This window comes from Runella sp. (assembly GCF_965279615.1).
In the GTDB taxonomy this organism is placed as follows: domain Bacteria; phylum Bacteroidota; class Bacteroidia; order Cytophagales; family Spirosomataceae; genus Runella.
The window spans coordinates 8,100,683-8,122,106 of sequence record NZ_OZ257252.1 but is presented as its reverse complement, the minus strand read 5'-3'; the positions used below and the strand labels follow the sequence as shown (position 1 = coordinate 8,122,106).

18 protein-coding genes are annotated in these 21,424 nt (G+C 42.1%); 12 read left to right on the top strand and 6 right to left on the bottom strand.

Annotation, left to right across the window (positions count from 1 at the left end):
- Positions 1 to 13: 13 nt before the first annotated feature.
- Both dnaK and ACQY73_RS34495 read left to right on the top strand, forming a co-directional pair.
- On the top strand, positions 14 to 1,927 hold the full coding sequence (gene dnaK / locus ACQY73_RS34500; RefSeq protein ID WP_428659541.1) for a molecular chaperone DnaK: 1,914 nt from the start codon (positions 14 to 16) through the stop codon (positions 1,925 to 1,927).
- 658 nt (positions 1,928 to 2,585) lie between these two features.
- Positions 2,586 to 3,095, top strand: coding sequence for a hypothetical protein (locus ACQY73_RS34495; protein ID WP_428659538.1), 510 nt, complete (start codon positions 2,586 to 2,588; stop codon positions 3,093 to 3,095).
- 81 nt (positions 3,096 to 3,176) lie between these two features.
- On the opposite strand, the gene ACQY73_RS34490 is transcribed toward ACQY73_RS34495, so the two are convergent.
- The 3 genes from ACQY73_RS34490 to ACQY73_RS34480 all read right to left on the bottom strand — a co-directional run bounded on the left by ACQY73_RS34490 (position 3,177) and on the right by ACQY73_RS34480 (position 4,703).
- Positions 3,177 to 3,821, bottom strand: a complete 645-nt coding sequence (locus tag ACQY73_RS34490) for an IS630 family transposase (RefSeq protein ID WP_428668507.1) — start codon at positions 3,819 to 3,821, stop codon at positions 3,177 to 3,179.
- The gene (locus tag ACQY73_RS34485; protein ID WP_428654236.1) at positions 3,785 to 4,246 is read right to left on the bottom strand and encodes a helix-turn-helix domain-containing protein; all 462 of its coding nucleotides are present in this window, start codon (positions 4,244 to 4,246) and stop codon (positions 3,785 to 3,787) included. The genes ACQY73_RS34490 and ACQY73_RS34485 overlap by 37 nt, the downstream gene beginning before the upstream one ends.
- Positions 4,247 to 4,487: 241 nt before the next feature.
- Positions 4,488 to 4,703 carry a hypothetical protein gene (locus ACQY73_RS34480; RefSeq protein ID WP_428659535.1) on the bottom strand — a complete coding sequence of 72 codons (216 nt, stop codon included), beginning with the start codon at positions 4,701 to 4,703 and terminating at the stop codon, positions 4,488 to 4,490.
- A gap of 145 nt (positions 4,704 to 4,848) precedes the next feature.
- Here ACQY73_RS34480 and ACQY73_RS34475 point away from each other — a divergent pair, with 145 nt between their 5' ends.
- Entirely contained in the window at positions 4,849 to 5,547 is a 699-nt protein-coding gene (locus ACQY73_RS34475) for a hypothetical protein (protein ID WP_428659532.1), read from the top strand.
- A 230-nt stretch (positions 5,548 to 5,777) separates the two neighbouring features.
- Here the strand turns inward: ACQY73_RS34475 and ACQY73_RS34470 are convergent, their stop codons facing one another.
- Positions 5,778 to 7,793: an aceric acid hydrolase gene (locus ACQY73_RS34470; RefSeq protein ID WP_428659529.1), complete on the bottom strand. Its 2,016-nt coding sequence runs from the start codon at positions 7,791 to 7,793 to the stop codon at positions 5,778 to 5,780.
- Positions 7,794 to 8,015: 222 nt separating this feature from the next.
- Here ACQY73_RS34470 and ACQY73_RS34465 point away from each other — a divergent pair, with 222 nt between their 5' ends.
- The 8 genes from ACQY73_RS34465 to ACQY73_RS34430 all read left to right on the top strand — a co-directional run bounded on the left by ACQY73_RS34465 (position 8,016) and on the right by ACQY73_RS34430 (position 15,424).
- Entirely contained in the window at positions 8,016 to 8,297 is a 282-nt protein-coding gene (locus ACQY73_RS34465; RefSeq protein ID WP_428659526.1) for an antibiotic biosynthesis monooxygenase, read from the top strand.
- A 374-nt stretch (positions 8,298 to 8,671) separates the two neighbouring features.
- Complete coding sequence (locus tag ACQY73_RS34460; RefSeq protein ID WP_428659523.1) at positions 8,672 to 9,805, top strand: acyltransferase family protein; 1,134 nt, start codon at positions 8,672 to 8,674, stop codon at positions 9,803 to 9,805.
- 104 nt (positions 9,806 to 9,909) lie between these two features.
- Positions 9,910 to 10,917: a uroporphyrinogen decarboxylase family protein gene (locus tag ACQY73_RS34455; RefSeq protein ID WP_428668589.1), complete on the top strand. Its 1,008-nt coding sequence runs from the start codon at positions 9,910 to 9,912 to the stop codon at positions 10,915 to 10,917.
- Positions 10,868 to 13,396, top strand: coding sequence for a non-ribosomal peptide synthetase (locus ACQY73_RS34450; protein WP_428659520.1), 2,529 nt, complete (start codon positions 10,868 to 10,870; stop codon positions 13,394 to 13,396). The genes ACQY73_RS34455 and ACQY73_RS34450 overlap by 50 nt, the downstream gene beginning before the upstream one ends.
- 20 nt (positions 13,397 to 13,416) lie before the next feature.
- Positions 13,417 to 14,004, top strand: a complete 588-nt coding sequence (locus ACQY73_RS34445) for a Crp/Fnr family transcriptional regulator (protein WP_428659517.1) — start codon at positions 13,417 to 13,419, stop codon at positions 14,002 to 14,004.
- A gap of 66 nt (positions 14,005 to 14,070) precedes the next feature.
- On the top strand, positions 14,071 to 14,646 hold the full coding sequence (locus ACQY73_RS34440; RefSeq protein ID WP_428659514.1) for a DinB family protein: 576 nt from the start codon (positions 14,071 to 14,073) through the stop codon (positions 14,644 to 14,646).
- Between the two features lie 110 nt (positions 14,647 to 14,756).
- Positions 14,757 to 15,065, top strand: a complete 309-nt coding sequence (locus tag ACQY73_RS34435) for a type II toxin-antitoxin system HigB family toxin (RefSeq protein ID WP_428659511.1) — start codon at positions 14,757 to 14,759, stop codon at positions 15,063 to 15,065.
- A gap of 2 nt (positions 15,066 to 15,067) precedes the next feature.
- Positions 15,068 to 15,424: a helix-turn-helix domain-containing protein gene (locus ACQY73_RS34430; protein WP_428659508.1), complete on the top strand. Its 357-nt coding sequence runs from the start codon at positions 15,068 to 15,070 to the stop codon at positions 15,422 to 15,424.
- A 102-nt stretch (positions 15,425 to 15,526) separates the two neighbouring features.
- Here ACQY73_RS34430 and ACQY73_RS34425 read toward each other — a convergent pair whose 3' ends face one another.
- Positions 15,527 to 17,629 carry a Tex family protein gene (locus ACQY73_RS34425; RefSeq protein ID WP_428659505.1) on the bottom strand — a complete coding sequence of 701 codons (2,103 nt, stop codon included), beginning with the start codon at positions 17,627 to 17,629 and terminating at the stop codon, positions 15,527 to 15,529.
- Between the two features lie 342 nt (positions 17,630 to 17,971).
- Here ACQY73_RS34425 and ACQY73_RS34420 point away from each other — a divergent pair, with 342 nt between their 5' ends.
- Positions 17,972 to 18,955 (top strand): phosphotransferase, encoded by a 984-nt coding sequence (locus ACQY73_RS34420; RefSeq protein WP_428659502.1) that lies wholly within the window; start codon positions 17,972 to 17,974, stop codon positions 18,953 to 18,955.
- 7 nt (positions 18,956 to 18,962) lie between these two features.
- Here the strand turns inward: ACQY73_RS34420 and dnaG are convergent, their stop codons facing one another.
- Positions 18,963 to 21,029 carry a DNA primase gene (dnaG, locus tag ACQY73_RS34415; protein ID WP_428659499.1) on the bottom strand — a complete coding sequence of 689 codons (2,067 nt, stop codon included), beginning with the start codon at positions 21,027 to 21,029 and terminating at the stop codon, positions 18,963 to 18,965.
- Positions 21,030 to 21,424 lie beyond the last annotated feature (395 nt).

Below are 21,424 nucleotides of genomic sequence, written 5' to 3'. Positions count from 1 at the left end.
AAATTTAAAAGACATGGGAAAAATAATTGGAATTGACTTAGGTACTACCAACTCTTGCGTGGCTGTTATGGAAGGTAACGAACCCGTCGTAATCGCAAACAGCGAGGGCGCGCGTACTACCCCTTCTGTGGTTGCCTTTATGGACAATGGTAACGGCGAACGTAAAGTAGGTGCTCCTGCGAAACGTCAAGCCATTACCAATCCTACAAATACAATCTCGTCTATCAAACGTTTCATGGGGAAACGTTTCAACGAAGTAGGCAGTGAAATGAAAACGGTAGCTTATACCGTTGAACAGGGAGCAAACAATACACCACGCGTTCGCATTGGCGAACAACTTTATACTCCGCAGCAAATCTCAGCGCACATTCTGACCAAAATGAAGCAAACCGCTGAAGATTATCTCGGACAAACCGTAACCGAAGCCGTTATTACCGTACCTGCCTACTTCAACGACGCTGAACGTCAGGCGACCAAAGAAGCGGGTATCATTGCGGGTCTGGATGTAAAACGTATTATCAACGAACCTACCGCTGCTGCTTTGGCTTATGGCCTTGACAAACAGGGGAAAGACAGCAAAATTGCCGTTTTTGACTTAGGTGGCGGTACATTTGACGTATCTATCCTTGAATTGGGTGATGGCGTATTTGAAGTAAAATCAACCGATGGTGATACTCACTTAGGGGGTGACGACTTTGACCAAGTGATCATTGACTGGTTGGCTGATGAATTCAAAAAAGATGAAGGCATCGACCTCCGTCAGGACGCTATGGCACTTCAACGTTTGAAAGAAGCTGCCGAGAAAGCCAAAATCGAATTGTCGAGCTCGACGCAGTCGGAGATCAACTTACCTTATATCTTCCCCGTCAACGGTATTCCCAAGCACTTGGTGCGCTCGTTGACCAAAGCGAAGTTTGAGCAATTGGCCGATAAACTGTTCCAACGCATGATGGAACCCTGCAAACGCGCATTGAGCAATTCAGGATTGAAGATTTCGGAAATTGAAGAAGTAATTTTGGTAGGTGGTTCGACCCGTATTCCTCGGGTGCAGGAAGAAGTCGAGAAATTCTTCGGCAGAAAACCATCCAAAAGCGTTAACCCCGACGAAGCCGTAGCGATTGGTGCTGCGATCCAGGGAGGTGTGTTAACGGGTGAAGTGAAAGACGTTTTGTTGCTCGACGTAATTCCGTTGTCATTAGGTATCGAAACCTTGGGCGGTGTGTTCACCAAACTGATCGACGCCAACACCACGATTCCTTCGAAGAAATCAGAAACGTTCTCAACCGCTTCTGACAATCAACCTTCGGTAGAGTTGCATGTGTTGCAGGGAGAACGCCCGATGGCTACCCAAAACCGTACCCTTGGACGTTTCCACTTAGACGGTATTCCACCGGCACCGCGCGGTATTCCACAGGTTGAAGTAACCTTCGACGTAGATGCCAACGGTATCCTGAACGTAACCGCCAAAGATAAAGGCACCGGCAAAGAGCAAAAAATCCGCATCGAAGCATCAAGCGGTTTGTCAGACGCTGACATTCAACGTATGCGTGAAGAAGCGAAAGCCAACGAAGCCGCCGACAAAGCCGCTCGTGAAGAGATCGAGAAAGTAAACTCAGCCGACTCAATGATTTTCAGCACTGAAAAACAATTGAAAGAATACGGCGACAAACTTTCGGCAGGCAGCAAATCAAGCATCGAAGGTGCTTTGGAAGAACTTCGCACCGCCCACAGCACACGCAACGTAGCGGCCATTGACGCGGCCATGACCAAGATCACCGAAGCATGGAACGCCGCTTCACAGGAAATCTACGCAGCCGGACCGGATGCCGCAGGTGCCCAAGGCGGAGCGCAAGACCCTAACGCAGGTCAGCAGCCAAACTCAGGCAAAGAAGAAGGTGAGTTTGTAAACTTTGAAGAAGTGAAGTAAGGAATCTCCGTTTTTAGATTCATATATACAGCAGCCCCGCCGCAAGGTGGGGCTGCTTTTTTTGTTCCATAATTTCAATATCATATCCCTTAATACTGTATTTTTATAGGAATTCCTCTGCTGCCAAGGCGATAAAGCTTCTTATCCACCCCAAAGAAGTAGTTGGAAAACCTATCTATATTCCATTTTCTCTCTACCATACGCCCGTTTGATAAAATAACCAGATTTCTCTTGCAAAGAAAAAATGATTTCTTCATACTTGTATACCTAAATATGAATCGCCTTATTGCAATTCCACCATACGACAAACAACTGACTATCAGATCAAACTACATTTTAAAATTGGTGAAAAATGAGCGACAAAATTTTCGTACGAATTTAGCTTTTGAGTTCGATGAAATTGTTGATTTAAAATATCCATACCTCGGTGATAAAACCAAAAGTCCCTCCCCGACTTTTTATCAAATAGCCAATGAGTTCGAGGCTTTTACTAAAAGTCGCAACATAACATATTAGGCAGGTCACCGCTGACAAATTGCTTGCAGTGAGGAAGCTTTTCAGCTCAACCTAAAAAGGGTGTAAAGGTCGAAAGTGTCTCGTGTTCAAAAAAATAATTCGTTCATATCAGCCCTTTCGGGCGTTTTAAATTTTTATAATTATGAAATGTTTGCTCGAAAATATTAAGACAGCACTTGAAATATTAGCCCTAGTATTAGGTGCATTTTTCTTTTTGTGGAAATTAAGCACTGGATGGCTAATAATAAACCTTAAACTATCAATTGCAACTACTCGTAAGAAAAAACAAGAAGATAGTGGTCTTGACTATTTAGGAGTCGAAATAGTTTTAGAGAAAGGTGATATTGACACACTATACCTAAATGATATTTCAATGAAGGTTGTGTATGATGACAAAATTATTTTTTTGGATTTTCCTGAACTAAGAAAATGTAAAGTCATTACAGGTATCCAAAAAATTGATTGGAATTCTGACAATTTAAAAGAAGAATTAATAACGCTTTCTCCAAATGAAAAAATACAGTTAGGTAAGTTTATCGAAGTTCCATCAAATACTCCAATATTTATTGAAGTAGCAGTTTTAGGTTATCGCAGATTCTGGAAAAATTTCCACTGGAAATCTTCAACAATTTCAATTGGTGAAGGCAAATGAAATAGACTTATTTCTTAATTAGTATTTTAGCATTTATGTCGTAAATAATTGATGATTAATGACAAATACGCACTTAAGTAATCACGCAAAATTAAGCTTGATATTAATTGGGGTATTTTTTATAATAAGCTCTGTAAAGTTGATGGTATATGTCGAGCCATACTCCTTAAAAATACAAAGAATGACTTTTTTTAACTTTGACCAGCTTTTATAATGTGTTTTATTGAGCCATCTGTATTTGCAGAAGCGCCACAAAATTTCAATTGGATTCAAGTGTGGGCTGTAAGTAGGTAAATAAAAAATAGACAAACCTAAATTTTCCCAGTTATCCAACTCATCTTTAACTACTTTCGCATGATGAATAGGGCCATTATCAAGTACAATGACGTAAGGTTTAGTGTGTGATTTTTGAGCAAAATCATCCAGGGAATTCTTAATAAAGGCACCATCCAGATTGGCTTCACTGTGATAAACCGTTAGCTGACCGGACAAACTCATCAGGCCAAATACATTTAAGCGATTTTTCTGTCTGCGGGCAAATCGACGTTGAGTTATTCCTTTTTTTTGCCAGGCGTAAGGTACATAGGGTTGCATCGTAAAGCCGGACTCATCGGCAAAGTAAAGCTCTATATAATCTAATAACCAAAGTGTTAGCAATAATTTCCAGCGTTCATGTTTGTCTGCATATACTATTTTATTTTGGCCTTGATGCGTACAGCGACGGATGCGTCGCCATGAGTAATGATTTTTTTTAAAAAGCGTTTGACCGTATCTGAACTCATAGAGGTATTCAATTCTTTTACTAATTCGGCCTGAATCGCTTTCACATTTTGCGAATGGGTCTCAACTGCCTTGTCTAATTGCTGAATATGACTGGCGTTAGTGACGCTCAAAATCGGGTTACGACCTTGACCTATTTTGCGATTTAGACCAACAATGCCTGCTGTTTCCCAAGCATTTATCCAATTTCCGACGGTATTATGATTGACATCCAGATGGGTAGCAATTTGTTTAATCGTTACACCTGCCTGATTCAATAAAAGAGCACGACATTTTTCTCTAAACTCCACTTTCGGATGATATTTTGCCCCTTCCCGCAAGGTAATTTGTTCAGATTCTATCAGGTCAATATGCTTTTCTTTTCGGCTCATGTCGCCAATATAATAAATCTAAACTAATTTTGCTTGATTACTTATGGTTGAAAATCGCCCATTGTCCTCCGAAGGATGGCTGCGAACATAATGTTTGCAATACGATGAGTGCGCTAAAAGCTATAAGTCCACCAATTCTATGTCATTATCAGTTATAGATAAATCCCTCTTCAAATTTGAGCGTTTGCAAACTACAGGTCGGCACTAACCCGCGTTATATCGCCCCCGCTGTTCGGGATGTTCAGAAAGCCCCCCGAAGCGATGATAAATAGAGTGTTTGTAACACGGTAAGTGCCAATCTATCCCGTTGGGCGGGTTCTTCTGAAAGGAAACGACGAACTTCGAATAAACAGCGTGTTTCCAACAGGGTAAGCGCCCACCCATCCGCTTTATCGCCTTCTCTGGCCCCTTTATTCAGACTTTCAAAAACAATTGCTTCTGCGTAGTTTTGCTGCATAGAAGAATCTAACGCCCCAGCAGGGTAACCGCCTGAGTTGACGGGTCTGACAGGTTGAAATGTATGACAAGTCAAATCAGTAAATCCAATTTAGTTTAAGCCCAGAAGCTTTCTCAATTTATCAGTAGAATACTATTTTATAAAAATGGACAAAAAAATAAAACATTCTTTTAAAGTTATACTTGAAAAATATATTTCGGAGATTCTTGTCATTTTCATTGGTATTTCAATCTCTTTTTTCTTTGATGAATGGAGAGAAAACAGAAGTGATGAAGAAACAGTAAAAAAACATTTAACCGTCTTAAGAACGAATTTAATGCAAGACACTCTAAAATTATCATTTATGATAAATAATGGCAATAAATTCGTGAAGAGTATCAATAAATTGGCTTATTTTAAACATGATTCAGAAATAACAGACAGTATTGATTTTCACATTGACAATGCTGCCAGTTATTTAGCTTTCAAGTCAAATCAAATGGCTTACGAAGAAATCAGACAAACTGCACATACACATTTAATAAAAAATGATTCTTTAAAAACATTATTTTTATCCTATTATACATCAATAATTCCGTATTGTATAGAATGGTGTAAAGTAGATGAAACCCATACAATGACCCAGTTAATCCCGGAAATGAGTATCTATTTCCCCGTTGTACCTGACTCATTAAACCTTGTTTCTTCACAGGAAAAAGCTAACTATTTAAGAACAAAAAAATTGAGAAATCTGCTTTTAGCAAACGCTGCTTACAAAAAAGTGACAATAAATGCATTTGTCTTCACTAAAAAAGCGACTGTAAATCTTCTGAAAAAAGTTGATGATGAGTTGAACACCCCCTAAGTCTCTACTTAAATTTGAAAAGCCCTCGTTGTTTCTCACCTTCCAAATTTTTCTTAACGTAATTATTAATATGCCTTGGAGTCAAACAGGTCGGCCCTCCGATCACCTATTTAAAGCGGTAACCAATGGTATAAATGTACCACAGTAAGTGCTCCAAAAGCTTCTACGCCACAACTTCCAAGTTTCAATAATTGAATCCGCCCGGAACAGAACGAGTGTCTCCGCTCCCACTAACGCACCACCGGCAACCAAACCGTCATTTCGGACGCTCCCCGATTGGCCCAGGCATAATAGGGAACCAATCGCAAAGGCACCGTTTTTTTGCTTTTGGATACAGGGCGATACAGTTGATTTTGCCATTTTTTTTCATTTATCACCACGGCATTCCCTTCCAAACCCATGAACGAACTATTGCCAATGGTAACCGGAACGGTCTTAAAATCAGTATTTGCCGGCAAAGCAATATCAAATACCCGCGTGTTGGCGGGCATATCATTGGATTCGGCGCAATACACAATAGGACCTCTTTTTACCGCTACCTGATTACGGTTTTCTTCTACCAATGGGTTGGATTCCAGTAATTCAACGGGCATTTCGAAGGCCCAAAGTATAACATCTCCTTTTTTCCACGAGCGCTGAAGCGCTACATATCCCTTTTCAACGGTAAAATCAGTCGCTTTGCCGTTAATAAATAATTTTGCTTCAGAACACCAACCCGGAAAACGCAATTTGATTTGGAAAGGATCGGCAGGGGCTTGCTCTACAGTAATTTTTACATTGCCATCCCAAGGGTAATTGCTTTCCTGCTGTAAATGTAACGACTTTCCATTTTTAAGTAAAGTTTGTAACCGACTGCTACCAAACAGGTTACACCAAACAGCGTTGTCGCTCAGGCTGTAGGCGTAATCACTTACTTCGGTAACGGTACGTACGGTGTTGGGCGGGCAGCAATTGGAAATGCGAATGTACGGAAGGCGGCCACCCATCCAACGGAGTTGGTACGGAAAGTCGTTGGAAGCACTCAAAGGATTGGTATAAAAAAAGGCATCACCCGAAAGGCTCACACCCGACAATACACTGTTGTACAAAGCCAATTCCACCACGTCGATGTATTTGGCATCGCCGGTAAGCGTAAACATCCGCCGGTTGAAAAGCACATTGCCAATGTTGGCACAGGTTTCGTTGTGCGCGCTGCCGTTGGGCAATTGATAATCTCGGCCAAACGCCTGATGCGTTTTCTGCACATCGTTGGGCTTGTAGGAAGTCCCATAGGGCGAAACACCGTCAAAAAGGGCACCACAAGCACCCGTAACGTACATTTTTCGTTGGGTGAGGTTATCCCAGATCAAATTCAGCGAGCGCATCAACGAATCTTCGCCCGTTTCGGCATATACATCCGCCACTCCTGCGTACAGGTATGTCCCGCGCACGGCATGTCCCATTACCACCGTTTGCTGTCGAAATGGAATTCGGTCCTGATTATCATCCGTGCCTTCTGTCGTGCCTTTAATGTTGATAAGATAAGTGACCAGGTCAAGGTATTTTTTTTCACGGGTGGTACGGTACAATTCCGTCAGCCCCATGTAATGTGCCGGGCAAAGCGCATTGCGGGCCTGTTCGGGGGTGGCAACTTTGTAAAAACCGATCAGAAAATCGGCCGATTTTTTGGCAATATCAAGCAATGAATTTTTGCCTGTAGCCCGATGATGAACGCAGGCAGCCGTCATTAAATGCCCGAAATTGTAGGCTTCAAAACTGAGCTTGTCTTCGAACAATTTGGTTTTACCCGTTTTCTTTTGCTCGATGATGGCTTTGGTATAAATATAGCCGTCTTCCCGCTGCGCCTTGGCCATAATGGCAATGGCTTTGTCCATAACGGCATCCCATTCAGGGTCTTTAGTGGCCGCGAAAAGGCTCGCCACGGCTTCAAAGGTTTTGTAAAAATCACCGTCATGAAACGATGGGCCTTTGAAATTGCCCTCTTCTACTCCGGCGGCAATTTCAAAGTTACGGAACGAATGACTGATAGTGGGATCAGTATACACCTTCCATAGGTGCGGAACCATTTTTTCTTTGCATACCCTAAAGCGATCAGCCCAAAAACCGCCCGTCCACTGAACGTCCGAAATACCGGGCGAATAGAGTTTGGCAAAAGGGCTGTCAGCAGTATTGACCAATCCATTGTTCTGGGCTGAAAGGTGGGCCAAACAGGTAGCCAATAAGAATACAAAAAGGTGCTTTTTCATGGATATAAATCCGGATGGGACATTCATATACAAAAGCCTTCTTTCCTGTAAATCTCCCTTCGGGTTCTTCGTTGCAGAAAGTCAAAAGACGCGACTCACACCCTTACCGGTGGAGGCATTAAACGAATAATATCGAAATTAAAGAAGCTTTGATCGTAATTGGTCAGGGCTTTTTGTTTATTTGCACGCAATCCTTTGAAGCGTAAAAAACGAAATCGAATTATGAAACATGTATTGATCATTCATGAAGTAGAAGACTATAATGCATGGAAAAATATCTTTGACAAAGCCGCTGCTATGCGCAAAGAAGCCGGTGAAATTTCTTATCAGGTGTTGAAATACGAAAACGAGCCTACTAAAATTGTACATTTCTCAGTATGGACTTCCTTTGAAAACGCCAAAAACTTCTTTGAATCTGAGAAATTGGTTCAAATCCGCAAAGAAGCGGGGGTAAAATCGCCCAACTTTATTTACTTGGAACAACTTGAAGCAGGAATCTTGTAAGCTGTTTAAGGCTCCGCAATAACTACAGTCGTTAAGTAATAACCTCATTGCGCTATTGTTAAGTTAAAGCGTAATCAACCTGCCTAAATTCTTTCCGTTCAGTCATCTTCTCTCTGCAACATTTCACCGATTTCCGGCGTATAAACAAACGAAAACCGGAGTGTTTACCGTTACTTTTTATGAAACCGTTTGATAACTATTTTTTGTTTTTTTTGGGTTTTCATCCCGAAAAGTTTTCCTTTGGCAGAAGTTTAGCGGTAGTTGTCACACGCCCCAAGTACCATTGAGCTTACACACCATTTTTAATAAGTGACTATTAATCATATACTTAACAGTCAATTCCCTTTACACCATTGGGCGAACACCATTTTTAAATGCCTAAACGTCACTATTTTGAGCACCTCGATCTTGTAAGAGTATTTTTCGTATTTATTGTCCTCCTCCATCATTGGATCGCAGAAAATCCTTTTGCCTTATTGCCCTTTGGCAGTACTATTGCTTTTGTCTTGTCAAGTTTTTTGCTGACGGGTCCTTTGTTGAAAAACAAGGAAAATGAATCCACGTATTGGCACACTACCGGTCGTTTTCTGGCACGGCGACTGTTGCGTACTTTGCCGGTCTACTTACTGGTTCTATGTGTTTATCTCATCGTAAATCGTTATAATTTTCGGCAGTATTTGGGCTATTTTCTCACTTTTACACAGAATTATGTCATAGCTTATAATCAAGACTCAATCAACAATCCGGTTGAATATATTCAAACCTGGTCGTTAGCCATTCAGGAGCAATTTTATCTTTTATTACCTCTTTTGCTTTATAGTATACCTGTACGTTATTCCAAGTATTTTTTTATACTGCTGGCCATTGGCGGGCTCGCCGTTCGCCTTCTGTACTTCTATCTGGAATTGCCTTTTACGTATAACCATTTTACCACGGAGTGCTGTATTGACTGTTTTGGCATTGGTGCTTTAATTTCTTATTACCATTACAAAGAGCCTGATAAACTCAAAAGCATTCTGAAAAACAAAAAACTTTTACTCGCTCTTATCGTGCTTTATTTGAGCAGCACTTTGGGTTACTTTAATACCTCAGAAAACGCTTTAGACCACAATTACTTTTCACTTTACAACAATTTGTATCGAATCACCGAAAGAACATTTGTGTCTCTGTTTTCGGTTTGGTTCATTGCCTGGGGCATTTACTTTCCTTCCAAAAAATTAACGCAGATCAGTACAAATCCTATCATCGTTTATTTGAGCAAGATCAGTTACGGCATTTATATTTATCATTTATTGATCGCCTCGGCTATTCTGAAATTTATTCATGTGTTTACGTTTGATGTCAGCCGGTTTGAATGGTGGTTAGTTTGTTTAAATTTTATAGCGACCATTGCCGTATCTGCGGTATCGTACGAGTTGATCGAAAAACCCATTTTAAGGTTAAAAGATAAATACTTTGGCGACCCGGCGAAGGCTATCAAACTAAAAGAACATAATCTTTTGCATTAAGGCAGCGTTCTTTTGCGTAAGTTCCTTTTTCAAAAGTGAGTATAGTCGGTTTCTGCGTAGCTTTATGCTTACAATGTAAAACCTTTACTTACTTTTTGAATTTAGTGACTGTTACTCAGCATTCAACGTATGATCTGCTTACTTCTTTTTGGAAACATCATCCCGTCGCTGACCAACAAGGTGAGTCATTAGCGAGTAAGACCATTGCCTTTCAGGAAAAATTTAACTGTGACTTTGTCAAATTAATGCCTGCCGGAAGCTGGCAGGCGGCCTGTTATGGTGCCATTGACACCTGGGAAGGAGATTTGTTAGGACGAAGAACCATCAAAGCCACTATTATTCAACAACCGAGTGACTGGCTGAATCTTCCCGATTTTAACGAAACCGTACCGGCAATGATGCAACAGATGATCGTCGCCGGCACCCTTGTCTATGAACATATTCCTTCTGAAGTACCTATTCTATGCACCCTGTTTTGTCCCATAACGCAGGCCATTCAATTGGCCGGTTTGGCGGTTTTTACAGACCATATAAAAAAACACCCCGAGATCGTAACAGCGGGTTTAAAGCAAATCACCAAAAATACACTTCTGGCCATTGAAGCCTTCAAAAAAGCAGGCGTAAGTGGCGTATTTTATGCAACGCAACATATGCATGTCGGTGCTTTACCGAAAGAAATTTATGACCGATTTGGTGCAATTTTTGATACTGAATGTTTAAAAGCCTGTGCTGATTTTCGGTTTAATATTTTCCATATTCATAGCGAAAATATCTACTTTTCTTTTGATCAACTCCCTAAGAATTGCATCATCCATTATGAGGATTCAAGTAAAAACCCTACGGCCGATGATTTTTACGCGTTTTCCGGTTTGCCATTATCACTTGGTATTCCGATAAGCATCATGCTTGCTCAGCATTCGGAGAAACAGATCGAACGATTTTTAAGAAAGCATATCCTCAAAAACCCGCGCAGTAAATTTATTTTGGCAGGCTGTGTACTGCCGTTGGATTTTCCCGATGAAAGGCTCAAAAAATGGTTGAATTGCTTAAAAACAATCAAAAATGACGTTAGATTTCCAAGGCCCAACCACAACCGCATTTCAATATTTTGAATATGAACGGCTGCAAAGGCCGGTCTTCAGCCTGTTTACTGACATTGCCCGCAAGTACGCAGACAACATTGCCATTAAAGACGATATACGCCAATTGACGTACAGAGAAGTGCATTTATGGGCGGTTAGGGTTGCGGTAGAGTTAAAATCTTCCATTACGAAAGGAGAACCCATTGGCATTGCACTGCGCAATGATGCCTTTTTTCCCGCAGCCATGCTCGCTTCACTGGCTCTTGGTTGCCCATATGTGCCGCTGGACATCAGCCTGCCTTTAGCTCGCAATGAATTGATCATCGCTCATTCGGGTTTAAAAAAAATAATAACGATGTCGGATATCCCGCCGTTTTCAAAAGAATTGGAGTATATTTTTATTGATTCATTAGCGCCAATTGTTAAACAGTTGTTTGAACCGGAAGCAACTTGTGATGATATTGCTTACATCAATTACACCTCAGGCTCAACCGGTATTCCGAAAGGTGTATTTCAAAATCAACGAAATCTGTTGCACGATGTGATGCAATACACCAATTCCATTCATCTTTCTGCACGAGACCGTTTGACACTGTTTTATTCTCCAAGCGTAAGCGGAGCCATCAGAGATATTTTCGGTTCGTTGCTCAACGGTGCCACCTTGTATATCAAAAACCTCAAAGACACGGGCTTATACGACTTGGCAGCATTTATTGTCCGCGAAAAAATCACCATCTATCATTCAATTCCCAATATTTTCCGAACCTTTCTGCAGTTAAGTAACAACGCTGTTGACTTTTCGTCGGTTAGATTGATCTATCTGGCGGGGGATCGAATTTTCAATACCGATGTAGATTTATACCGACAGTTCTTTTCGAAAGGCTGCTTATTGTACGTTGGGATTGGGGCTACCGAAATCGCTACTATTTATCGGCAATGGTTTATCCGACAGGACACGATCATTTCGCAGGAACGCATACCGCTTGGGTATTCTGTACCTGACCGGGTGATGGCATTGGTTAACCAACACGACGAATCGGTCCCTCAGGGTGAGATCGGTGAAATAATTGTAAGCAGCCCTTATATTTCGTTAGGGTATTGGAATAACCCTCAGCAAACCCGGCAAGCCTTTCTCAGCGACGGTGACATTCGTACTTTCCGTACGGGAGATCTGGGCCGAATAAACGCCGATGGACTCTTAGAATTTATGGGGCGAAAAGACAATCAGGTAAAAATCAACGGGCATCGAGTCGAGCTCAGTGAAGTGGAAGGAACCTTAATGAATCACCCTTTCATCCTTCGTTGTGCCATTTTTTCGGACAGAATCAATGCTTCCGACTCCTTGATTGCCTTTTTTATGGCTGACATTCAAGTGGAAGAACCGGCGCTGAAAGAGTGGCTTTCCGAGTACCTGCCTGCTTATATGATTCCTCAACGGTGCATCCAAACAAATGAGATACCGTTGTTACATAACTTTAAAAATGATTATATATTACTGAAAAAACGGTTTCATGAATATATTCTCAAAGAGCAGATTCAGCAGGAAACGGTGCACCAAAATGCCGACGAAAAAGAGTCAAAATTGTCGAATATGCTCCGAAAAACCTGGATTGAATTCCTGGACGGTAAGTCATTCGATGAAAATATCAGTTGGAAAAATGCCGGAGGTAACTCTTTAAATGCGGTCAATTTTTTAGTGCAACTGGAGGCTGCTTTAGGGACAACGCTTCCTGTCGACTGGCTTCACGGTGGCATGAAGCCTCAGGAAATCTATGCTTATCTAAGGGAGCTTACATTAGAAGACAAAACCGTTCCGGATAAGGTCATCTATTTTTTTCCACCATTGTTGGGATTCACCGAAAATGCCGGAGCGTTCCTGAGAGGCCTGTCAGCACACTGTACCATACGGATTATAAATTATCCTGATTTGGATAACATGCCGTTTGAAGAGCGAAATTGGGAGTTCATTCGTTCATTTATTGCCCGACAAATCTCTGATGATTCTTATCCAAACGTTGGTTTTTTAAGTAATTGCAGCGGAGCTATGGTGATGAACAATTTTCTGGGACATTCTCCTTTAAGTTCCTATTGGTTCGTTGGCGTAATCGACGGACAACTGTATTACAAAAAGAACGAGTTAACGTTTAATTTTAAGCAAAGAGCGATTGATTTTCTAAAAAAAGGAAACTTTATTTCAAGGGCAAATATGTTTCTGATCACCAATCTACCTGTTTATCAAAAATCGATGGATGTACTTTATAAACGTAAATGGGTGAGGATGGGCAAAAAGGAAATTATGCGTTATTTAACAATAAATCACACACCAAGCTACATTGACAGTGATGTGTGGTATTTCGAGTGTGAAATTTCCCCCTATCATAAAAGCAGTGAACGATGGAAGGCTCATTGCAAAAACATCCATAAAGTCACCCTCGAAGGCGACCATCAATTTATGCTGGCGCCATATAACGCTAAAATAGTGCAGGATCATATCATGGCAATTTGTTGAACCAATCAAAACAAATCACTATGCAAACGGCTTTTGAATCCTTAAAACAACTTATCTATTCGATTCAGCCGCTTTCAGATGAGGACTGGGAGGCGTTTGCTATGCTCTGGAAGCCTTTTGCTGCCAAACGAAAACAGGTAATCACCGGCGCCGGCGAGAAAGAAAAATATTTGTATTTCGTCATGGAAGGAGTTCAACGCATATATTATTTTGATGAACAACAGCGCGAAGCCACGTTGGTTTTTACCTATGCGCCTTCATTTGGCGGAATACTTGATGCGTTGATGTTGCAGCACCCGTCGCGGTATTCCTACGAAACACTTACGACTTCCACCTTCTTACGAATATCTCATCACGACCTCCAAGCGCTGATGCAATCACGGCCGGCCATTGAATCACTTATCAGGCAAGGCATCACAGGTGCTCTTTCAGGTATTCTTGAGCGATTGGTGGAATTGCAATGTTTCAATACAGAAGAGCGTTTTCGGCGGCTTTTACAGCGTAGTCCTCATATTTTACAATTGGTACCACATAAGTATTTGGCCAACTATTTGGGAATGGACGCTACCAATTTCAGCAAGCTTATCAATAAAGTGCGAATGGAGTAAATCTTGGTAAATACCAATAATTATTTTTTCGGAACACTCCACCTTTGTGTTCATCAAACAACAACCATGAAAACACAACACAAAGGTCAACTGTTAGACACGCTCGAAAATCGCGTTGAAGGGCATTTACAGCAGGCAATTCGCCAATTTCAAAACATGCCGGAATCTGACTTGCTTCAACCCGCTGTCAACGGCGGCTGGAGTATTGCTCAATGTTTGGAACATCTCAACAGTTATGGGCATTATTATCTGCCGAAAATTCAGGAAGGACTCGCGAAAAAAGCTCATCTAGCCCCCAAAGAAACATTTAAAAGTTCTTGGCTCGGCAATTATTTCATCCAAATGATGGAACCTGAAACGGGGAAAAAGAAATACAAAGCCTTCAAAGGACACATTCCGGATTCAAAATTGGATGCATACGCCGTTGTCGCAGAATTTATTCAGCAACAGGAAACGTTGCTGAATTATCTGCAACAGGCTCGTTCGACAGATATGAACGCCGTTCGCATTCCCATTTCAATCGCCCGTTTTATCACGTTGAAGCTTGGCGATGTGTTTCAATTTATCATCGCGCACAATGAACGACATATTCAGCAAGCCATGCGCAACGTTGAAAATTACAAAAAATCATTTCAGATATAAATCTCGTCCCCAAGTAATTAAGTGAGGTAAACTGCGAAACTATGGATAACACAAGGTTGAAATAACGACAATCTTTGTTCACTATTAGAGAACTTTTGTATATTTAACGCATGTTTAACATCATTGCCCGCAAAACTTTGCTTACGTATTGTCTGTTGTACCCAAATGCTTCCAATGCCTTAAAAGAGTGGTATAACGAAATGATTGTTTGTGAATTCAGCAGTTTTCAAGAATTGAAAGCTGTTTATAAAAATGCAAGTTTAGTAGGTGATGACAGAGTGGTATTCAATATCATGGGGAATCATTACCGATTAGTGGTACGGATTGTTTTTGATTTTAAAGCCATACAAATAAAATGGTTTGGCACCCATTCTGAATATGACCGTATTGATGTAAAAACCGTAAAATACAAACCTTAAATATGGACTTGAAACCAATAAAAAATGAAGAGCATTATGAGCAGCTATTGGAATGGGTAGATGAGCAATTTGACCGAAAACTTCTCATTGACAGCCCGGAAGGCGATACGCTTCAAATTGCTTTATTACTGATAAAAGCGTATGAAGATGCCCATTATCAAATACCCACTCCGGACCCTATAGATGCAATCAAACTTAAAATGGAGGAAAAAGGACTAAAAAGCCGCGATTTGGCAGAATGGATAGGAAGTAAAAGTTATGTATCCGCTTTGTTGAACCGAAAAAAACCATTGACTCTAAAATTGGCTAAATTATTCCATGAACGTCTGGGGATTCCTGCACAAGTGTTATTAAATTGAATTTTCTGTCCTCACTTGCATTAATTATAAGATCAATAGGGAATTGCAAAAAATTCTTTAAAGCCGGCGAGAAGCGCTCTTAAAACTCCTCGCCGACGTTAACTAAAACTTCATTGTCAATGCGATACGCTTGCGCGCCAAGTCCACTTCTACCACTTTGACTGTGACGTGCTGCTGCAATTTGACTACTTCGTTGGGGTCTTTGATAAAACGATTGGCCATTTGAGAAACGTGAACCAAGCCATCCTGTTTTACACCTACATCCACGAAAGCGCCAAAGGCCGTGATGTTGGTGACAATGCCCGGTAATACCATTCCTTCGTGCAGATCTTCAGGTTTGCGTACGCGACTATCGAATTCAAACGCTGCAATAGCTGCGCGCGGGTCGCGGGAAGGTTTTTCCAATTCTTTGAGAATATCCTGTAATGTTAATAAACCAACGGTTTCACCCACGTATTTCTGCGGATTGATCTGACGACGGAGTTCTGCCTTCTTTATCAGTTCGGCCACATTGGTTCCCAAATCTTTGGCCATTTTTTCTACCACGGGATAACTTTCGGGGTGAACGGCACTGTTGTCCAATGGATTGGCAGCGTTCTCAATGCGTAAAAACCCCGCACATTGTTCAAACGCTTTTCCACCCAAACGCGGCACTTTCATCAATTGTTGACGTGATTTAAAATCGCCGTTTTTGGTGCGGTATTCTACAATATTCTTGGCCAATGAAGCTCCTAAACCCGACACATATTGCAGCAAGTGCTTACTCGCCGTATTGAGATTAACGCCTACCGAGTTTACACAACTTTCCACGACCGTATCCAACGCCGTTTTAAGCTTTCCCTGATCCACGTCGTGCTGGTATTGCCCCACGCCGATGGATTTTGGGTCAATTTTCACCAGTTCAGCCAATGGGTCCATCAATCGACGACCAATGGAAACGGCTCCACGCACCGTCACGTCTTTGGTCGGGAACTCTTCACGAGCTACATCAGAAGCCGAATAGATGGATGCGCCCTGTTCGGAGACCATGAAAACGGTTACATCAGGCACTATTCTTTTAATAAAATCTTCCGTTTCTCGGCCTGCCGTTCCGTTTCCGATGGCGATAGCATCAATGTTAAACTTTTGGATGTAATTCTTAATAGTTGCTTCTGCATCCGGTGCTTTGTCGAACGGATAGATAACACTGTCGGCTACCAGATTGCCCTGCGAATCCAAACAAACTACTTTACAACCGGTACGGAACCCCGGGTCAATAGCCAAAACCCGTTTTTGACCCAAGGGCGAAGCCAACAGCAATTGCCGCAGGTTTTCGGTAAAAACCTGAATGGCATACCGATCCGCTTTTTCTTTGGAGTTGTTTGAAAACTCGGTTTCAATGCTCGGCTTCAACAACCGTTTATAAGCATCCGAAACTGTAAGTTCCTGCTGATCTTTACAGCCAGGCAGTCCCTTTACAAACAACCGATCCAGTAAATCAATGGCCATTTCTTCTTCGGGCGAGATATCTACACTTAAAAAACCCTCTTCTTCTCCCCTTCTAAGGGCCAGTAAACGGTGCGAAGGAATCTTGTTGAGCGGCTCGCTGAAATCAAAGTAATCGCGGTATTTTGCGCCTTCTTCCTGTTTATTTTTCTTGACTTTAGAAGAAATTTGGGCCGTACGCTCAAAAGCATAACGTATCTTATTGCGCGCATCCACGTTTTCTGACATCCATTCGGCCATAATATCCCGCGCACCTTGCAGGGCATCGTCAACGGTAGCCACTTGGTCATTTAAATACTGCTCGGCTTTGCGCTCAGGGTTGGCTTCTTTTCCTGAAAAGACAACCTGCGCTAATGGCTCCAATCCTTTTTCAATGGCCATTGTAGCGCGGGTTTTGCGCTTTTGTTTATAAGGCAAATAAATATCTTCCAGCGTTTGAAGCACGTAGGTTTCTTCAATACGCTTTTTTAGTTCAGGTGTGAGTTTACCTTGCTCTTCAATGCTTTTCAAAATGGCCTCACGGCGTTTCACAACTTCCTGAAATTTTTGGTATTGTTCTTTAATGGCGTTGATTTGGACCTCGTCAAGCTGTCCGGTCATTTCTTTCCGATAACGCGCAATGAACGGAACTGTGGCTCCTTCATCAAACAACGTGATCGTGTTGTGAGCCTGACGTTCGCTGACGCCTACAATAGGGGCAATAAATTGAGATGCAGTCATTTACTGGATTGGGATTTCGATAGGGTGATATACAATCAAGAATATCGCCTGAATGATAACAAATAACATATTTTTGGGGCTGCAAATAAGCGAAGGCCAAATGAATGGTGCAAGCATTTCGTCAGTTTAAAAACTAAATTGTTCACCTCTCGTCGTCGGAAGCGCCGCTTGGTGCTTGTACTGTCGCGCTTACAGATTCCTTTTTGTTTAAGCTTCGTTTTGCTGTCACCGATAATTTATGTACTTATTCTCCGTTAATGGTGTTATCTGAGCAGAAAGAGTCCTGAAGAGTGAATAATAGAAGAGATAAAAGATAATTTTCAACGGATAATTTTATAGCGTATGCACTTAGACATCACTCAGCCACACCTCCTCGAAGACTATCTGAAACGTAAGAATTGGCTCAACGAACATGAGCAGGTGCTCATTGTGGAAACGCCCGGCGAAGGCAGCATGAATTATACGTTGCGTGTACGCACTCACGACCGCACACTCATTGTAAAACAGGCACGCGCTTATGTGGAGAAATACCCGCACATCGCCGCGCCCGCCAATCGCGCCATTCTTGAAGGAAAGTTTTACGAAAAAATCCAGCCGTTTGCCAGCATCAATGTGCTGATGCCTCAATTGATCGGCATGGATATGGAAACAAATATCCTGATATTGGAAGACTTGGGCACCGCAAACGATTATACTTTTTTATACCGGCCCGGTCAAAAATTGACCATGACCGAAGCTGAAGCGTTGTCGCATTATCTTTCCATGCTTCATCGGCTCACTTGGCAGGAAACCATCGACGATACCTTTGCCAACCGCGAAATGAGGGCCTTAAACCATAACCACATCTTTCTCTACCCGCTGATGGAAGACAATGGACTGGATCTGGACTCCATCAACAATGGTTTGCAGATGATTTCGATGGCATATAAAGTCGATAATCAATTGAAACAAAAGGTTCGGGAAGTGGGTATGATGTATTTATCGGACGGGCGCTGCTTGGTTCACGGCGATTTTTATCCGGGCAGTTGGCTGAAAACTGCAAACGGCGTTCGGGTCATTGATCCTGAATTTTGTTTTTACGGTTGCCCTGAATTTGATCTTGGAGTATTGACTGCGCATCTGATGATGTCCAAACAAAGCATCGATACCATTGGAAAGGTATATCAATCCTACGGCGATATCAAAAATCCGCAGTTGGCAGATCAATTTACGGGCATTGAGATCATGAGACGCTTGATTGGACTGGAGCAATTACCGTTGTCTCTGAGCCTGTTAGACAAAGAAGAATTGCTCGAAACAGCCTACGAATTGATCATGAATCCATAAAACCACCTTAATACCCCGGCACGATCGTCCCCAGTTCTTTGGCGGCGATGTCGTTGATATTTTTATAGAATTTATATTGGCGCTGGATTTCCATAATTTGGGCGAATTCTTCGTCGGTATTGCCCGTTATTTGTCCGAGCTGATTTAAAAGATCCTTCATCTTAGTGGCCGAATACGCCATTTTAAGGCGAAGGATTTTTTTAAATGCTATCTCGTGCAGCAGTTCCTCGTCGGTCGGAACGGCAATATGGTGTTTTTCTTCCCAATTCTCGCTTAAATGATGTCTGCTGGTACAAAGGTCAATGGAAAAGCGTTGAATATCAGGATCAATATGGGAAAGAAAATAGTCGGTTGAAGGAACTTCACCTAAACTGAATCGTTGACGAAAGATATTTAAGACCAGATCAAACAACTGATTCTCAAATGCCATTTCTCCAATCTCGTGCAGCAAATACCGACAAAGTGAAATTCCCGTTTCAAGTTCTGTTTGCCCGTGTAGGATCAATAGTTTCACAAACGCCTGTTCCTGAAAATACAATCTTTGCTTGAACAGATCGGCAGGTGGCTCGTGCTTTGGAGCTACATTTGGAACGTTGGCGGGCACAGAATCTTCCACCAAAATTCCAAATTCTTCCTCAATAAAATTCTCTGAAAAATGAGATTGGAAAGGCTCCTGCGGGCGCTCACGCTCTCTTGTCCGTTCCTGCGATTTAGACTGCGACGATTTCTCAGCGGCTTTGTCCTGTCGCTGACGCAGGTGTTTATTCCCTTCCGAAATGAGCGTTTGCTCATCCATTTTCATCAAATCAGCCGTGCGTTTGAAGAAAATCTGACGTTTTATCGGGTCAGCGATTTTGGTAATACTTGTAACAATTTCGTTAATAGCTTCGGCGCGTTTGAAGGGATTATCGCCGGCATCCTTCAACAGCATTTCGGTCTTGAACGTAATAAAATCCTTCGTAGCTTGCTGTACGTGCTTTTTGAAGCCCTCCGCTCCCACTTTATACACGTAGCTGTCAGGGTCTTCACCATCGGGCAGCGTCACGAGGCTTACGTTCATGCCTTCTTCCAACACCATATCCAGCCCACGTAAGGCCGCTTTGATACCTGCTGCATCACCGTCGTAAAGAATGGTGATGTTTTGCGTAAAACGCGCAATCAGCTTGATCTGCTCTTCCGTCAACGATGTTCCCGAGGAAGCCGCTACGTTTTGAATACCGGCTTGGTGCAGCGAAATGACATCGGTATAGCCTTCTACCAAATAGCAAACATCTTCCTGCCGAATGGCATTTTTGGCCTGATAAATTCCGTAAAGTATTTTGCTTTTGTGGTAGACGTCGGTTTCGGGCGAATTGATGTATTTAGGTTGGGTTTTGTCCGCAGTTAAAATCCGCGCCCCAAACGCGATCACTTTCCCGGAAACATTATGAATCGGAAAAATAACCCGTCCGCGAAAACGGTCGTAATAACGGGTACTGCGGTTGGCTTGGGCATCGCCTTCTTTATGTAATGCCAATCCTGCTTTTTCCAAAAGTTCAGGATTATACCCTTTTTTGGCTGCTTCTTTGGTCAGCCCGTCCCAATCGGTAAGACTGTAACCGAGGCCAAACGATTTGATGGTTGGGTCATTGAAGCCCCGGTTACGAAAATAACTCAATCCGATAGCCTGCCCTTCTTCGTGCTCCATGAGCAGGCTTTGGTAATATTTCTGGGCAAAATTAAGCACAATGTAAAGACTGTCGCGCTCGTTTTGCCGCAACACTTCCTCGGGTGTTTGCTGCTCTTCTTCGACCTCAATATTGTATTTTTGGGCCAAATGCCGCAACGCTTCACCGTAGCTGACGCCCTCAATATCCATCACAAACTTGATCGAATCGCCCGCCGCTCCGCAACCAAAACACTTGTAGATCTGACGAACGGGATTGACGTTGAACGAAGGCGATTTTTCATTGTGAAACGGACAGCAGGCAGTATAATTAGAGCCTCTTTTTTTCAAGGACACAAAATCTCCCACCACTTCCACAATGTCGGCGGTCTGCTTGATTCGTTCGGCAATTTCGTTACTGATTCGCATACGGCAAAGGTACAGGATTTGAAGGTCGGTTAAACAATTTCCTGCTTTTATCAACCCCGAAAATCCGTAAAATAATTCTCCGAAATAAAGTTTTAATTCCTACCAACCTTTTAATTTCAGAATGCGTCTTTCTACTAACAACGGCTTAGAACTCAAATTGAACCCTTTATTGACATTTTTTCACGGTTCAACCTATTAAAGTGGCAAGCTGTTTTGAACACCATTAGTTTTACACAAAAATTCATGCAGCTATGACAACTTCACTAAAAAAACAAATCGCGGGTTTTATCTTCATCATTAGTGGATTGACCCTTCTTTCACTGCTGGTACTTGCTTAGTATTCAGCATACCCATATTAAAATCCCCCGTCAGGCACATCGCCGGGCGGGGGATTG

Bases quoted from the DNA above. Each gene is read 5' to 3' on its own strand.
- dnaK (WP_428659541.1), top strand. From the start codon at position 14: ATGGGAAAAATAATTGGAATTGACTTAGGTACTACCAACTCTTGCGTG.
- ACQY73_RS34495 (WP_428659538.1), top strand. From the start codon at position 2,586: ATGAAATGTTTGCTCGAAAATATTAAGACAGCACTTGAAATATTAGCC.
- ACQY73_RS34485 (WP_428654236.1), bottom strand. From the start codon at position 4,246: ATGAGCCGAAAAGAAAAGCATATTGACCTGATAGAATCTGAACAAATT.
- ACQY73_RS34480 (WP_428659535.1), bottom strand. From the start codon at position 4,703: ATGCAGCAAAACTACGCAGAAGCAATTGTTTTTGAAAGTCTGAATAAA.
- ACQY73_RS34475 (WP_428659532.1), top strand. From the start codon at position 4,849: ATGGACAAAAAAATAAAACATTCTTTTAAAGTTATACTTGAAAAATAT.
- ACQY73_RS34470 (WP_428659529.1), bottom strand. From the start codon at position 7,793: ATGAAAAAGCACCTTTTTGTATTCTTATTGGCTACCTGTTTGGCCCAC.
- ACQY73_RS34465 (WP_428659526.1), top strand. From the start codon at position 8,016: ATGAAACATGTATTGATCATTCATGAAGTAGAAGACTATAATGCATGG.
- ACQY73_RS34460 (WP_428659523.1), top strand. From the start codon at position 8,672: ATGCCTAAACGTCACTATTTTGAGCACCTCGATCTTGTAAGAGTATTT.
- ACQY73_RS34450 (WP_428659520.1), top strand. From the start codon at position 10,868: ATGACGTTAGATTTCCAAGGCCCAACCACAACCGCATTTCAATATTTT.
- ACQY73_RS34445 (WP_428659517.1), top strand. From the start codon at position 13,417: ATGCAAACGGCTTTTGAATCCTTAAAACAACTTATCTATTCGATTCAG.
- ACQY73_RS34440 (WP_428659514.1), top strand. From the start codon at position 14,071: ATGAAAACACAACACAAAGGTCAACTGTTAGACACGCTCGAAAATCGC.
- ACQY73_RS34435 (WP_428659511.1), top strand. From the start codon at position 14,757: ATGTTTAACATCATTGCCCGCAAAACTTTGCTTACGTATTGTCTGTTG.
- ACQY73_RS34430 (WP_428659508.1), top strand. From the start codon at position 15,068: ATGGACTTGAAACCAATAAAAAATGAAGAGCATTATGAGCAGCTATTG.
- ACQY73_RS34425 (WP_428659505.1), bottom strand. From the start codon at position 17,629: ATGACTGCATCTCAATTTATTGCCCCTATTGTAGGCGTCAGCGAACGT.
- ACQY73_RS34420 (WP_428659502.1), top strand. From the start codon at position 17,972: ATGCACTTAGACATCACTCAGCCACACCTCCTCGAAGACTATCTGAAA.
- dnaG (WP_428659499.1), bottom strand. From the start codon at position 21,029: ATGCGAATCAGTAACGAAATTGCCGAACGAATCAAGCAGACCGCCGAC.